3 protein-coding genes are annotated in these 2,540 nt (G+C 65.8%); all 3 read left to right on the forward strand.

The window, feature by feature from the left end:
• A partial coding sequence (locus EOA28_RS32155; RefSeq protein ID WP_128315678.1) for a radical SAM protein occupies positions 1-669 on the forward strand: 669 nt, incomplete at its 5' end.
• The gene (locus tag EOA28_RS32160) at positions 654-1,754 is read left to right on the forward strand and encodes a glycosyltransferase family 4 protein (RefSeq protein ID WP_127251285.1); all 1,101 of its coding nucleotides are present in this window, start codon (positions 654-656) and stop codon (positions 1,752-1,754) included. The genes EOA28_RS32155 and EOA28_RS32160, both read left to right, overlap by 16 nt.
• Before the next feature lie 2 nt (positions 1,755-1,756).
• A partial coding sequence (locus EOA28_RS32165) for a glycosyltransferase (protein WP_128315679.1) occupies positions 1,757-2,540 on the forward strand: 784 nt, incomplete at its 3' end.

The following is a 2,540-nucleotide window of genomic DNA, read 5'->3' on the forward strand; positions in this document are numbered from 1 at the left end:
CGCGGCTGCCCTTACAATTGCAGCTTCTGCGCCAAGATCGATTTTCGCGATGCCTATAGGCGCAGGAAGCACGATGCGATCGTTGCCGAGATCGACGGGCTGATCGCGCAAGGCGTCGGCTACATCTATTTCATCGACGAGATTTTCCTGCCGCAGAAAGCGCTGCTGGAGGCGCTGGTCGATCGCGACGTTCAATTCGGCGTCCAGACGCGCATCGATCTGTGGAAGCCGGAACTGCTCGAGCTGCTCGGCGCGGCAGGCTGCGTCTCGATCGAAGCAGGCCTTGAAAGCCTGACCGTCGAGGGCCGCGCGATGCTTGCCAAGCGCTGCCGCCTCGACACTGAGGACCTCGCAGCGCTTCTCATCGACGCCCGCCGCAACGTGCCTTTCGTCCAGGCCAATCTGATCGGCGTGGTCGAGGACGACCCGGCGCTGGTGGACTATTGGCGCAAGCACCTCATCGATCACGGCGTCTGGGCGAACGAGCCCGTGCCTCTCTACCCCTATCCGAGCTCGCCCAGCTATCGCGAACTCTGGGGCGAACCCGACGACCTCGCCTGGGAGCGCGCGCATGAGCACTACCTCGCCTCCTTCCGCTCGTTCAGCGACATCCAGGACCAGCGCCCGCATGCGCTGGCTGAGTTGGAGTCCTCATGCTGCAATCACTGATCCATCGTCCGCGGCGCATCCTGATGACGACCGACGCCGTCGGCGGGGTGTGGCGCTATTGCCTCGACCTGGCTCGCGAGCTGGCAGCCGGCGGCGACAGCATCGTGCTTGCCGGGCTGGGGCCCGAGCCTTCTCCGGAGCAGGCGCGTGAGGCGCAGTCTTTCGCCACGCTGGTTTGGCTGAAAAGCCCGCCGGACTGGATGACGCGCGATGAAAAAGATCTCGACCGCTTGCCGGGCGAATTGCGAAGCCTTGCCAAGACCTATGCGATCGATCTCGTCCATCTCAATGCGCCGGCGCAAGCCGCCGGACTTGATCTGACATGTCCCATCGTCGCGGTCTCGCATTCATGCGTGGCCACCTGGCTGCACGCGGTGCGTGGGCAGGCGCCGGCGGACGCCTGGTCCTGGCAGCGAGATCGCAACAGGGCCGGATTCGATCGCGCCGACACCGTTGTCGCTCCGAGCCGAAGCCATGCCGAGATGCTCCAAGCCTGCTACGGCGCGATCGCAGGCTTGGGCGTCGTCCATAATGGCGCCCTGCCCGGTCCGAGGCCGGGACGCCGCGAGCCTTTCGTCTTTGCCGCCGCGCGCTGGTGGGACGAGGGCAAGGATGCGGCATCGCTCGACGCCGCCGCCGCGCTCTGCGCCTGGCCCGTTCAGGCCGCCGGTCCGCTCGCCGGCCCCGACGGACAGCGCGCCCGTTTCGACCACTGCGTCTCTCTCGGTTCAATCGACCACCGCGAGGTTCGGCGCCGCATGAGGCGGGCCGGCATCTTCGTGTCAACTTCCATCTACGAGCCCTTCGGGCTGGCCGCCCTGGAGGCAGCGCTCTCGGCCACGCCGCTGGTGCTCGCCGATATCGCGACCTACCGCGAGATCTGGAATGGCGCGGCCATGTTCTTCAACCCGCGTGATCCACATGCACTGGCCGGCTGCATCGAGAGCCTGTCCCGTGACGAAAGCTTGCGGCGCAAGCTCGGCAGGAGCGCCGCGCGGCAGGCACGCAAATTCTCGCTGGGCAAGCAGGTGAGGATGATGCGCGACATCTACAATCGGGCGGCGCTGACCGCAGCGGGGCGTTGACCATGCGTTTTCTGTTCTACACCCATTCGGCGGTTTCCGACTGGAACCACGGCAACGCGCACTTCCAGCGCGGCATCATGCGCGAGCTTGTGGCGCGCGGCCATGAGGTGATCGCGCTGGAGCCCGCCGACGGCTGGAGCCGATCGAACCTGCTCGCCGAGCAAGGCCCTTTCGCCGTCGAGCGCTTCCGCAAGGATTTTCCGGAATTGATGGCGGTGACCTACGACGCGGGTTTCCAGCATGAGTCCTGGCTCGCCGACGCAGATATCGTCATCGTTCATGAATGGACTGACCCTGAGCTCGTCGCTCGCATCGGCCGCATTCGGGGCCGGGGTGGCGATTTCACGCTGCTGTTCCATGACACCCATCATCGCGCCGTATCGGCGACGCAGGCGATCGCGGTGCTTCAGCTCGAGCATTATGACGGGGTTCTGGTCTTCGGCGAGGTGCTGCGGGAGAGCTATCTTCGTGCCGGCTGGGGCAGACGGGTCTTCACCTGGCATGAGGCGGCGGACGAACGGCTATTCAAGCCGCTGCCCGAGATCGACCGTGAGTCTGATCTCGTCTGGATCGGCAATTGGGGCGACGACGAACGCAGCGCCGAGATCGGCGAGTTCCTGATCGAGCCGGCGCACGCCCTCGCGCTGTCGGGAACCGTGCACGGCGTGCGCTATCCGCCGGATGCGCTGACGGCCCTCGCGGATACCGGCTTGCGCTATGAAGGCTGGATCGCCAATGCCGACGTGCCGAAGGCCTTCGCCCGGCATCGCATCACCATGCACATCC

It is taken from the genome of Mesorhizobium sp. M2A.F.Ca.ET.067.02.1.1, assembly GCF_004023285.1.
Lineage (GTDB): Bacteria > Pseudomonadota > Alphaproteobacteria > Rhizobiales > Rhizobiaceae > Mesorhizobium.

Excerpts from the sequence above, each read along its gene's own strand:
- EOA28_RS32160 (WP_127251285.1), top strand. The coding sequence starts at position 654 with ATGCTGCAATCACTGATCCATCGTCCGCGGCGCATCCTGATGACGACC.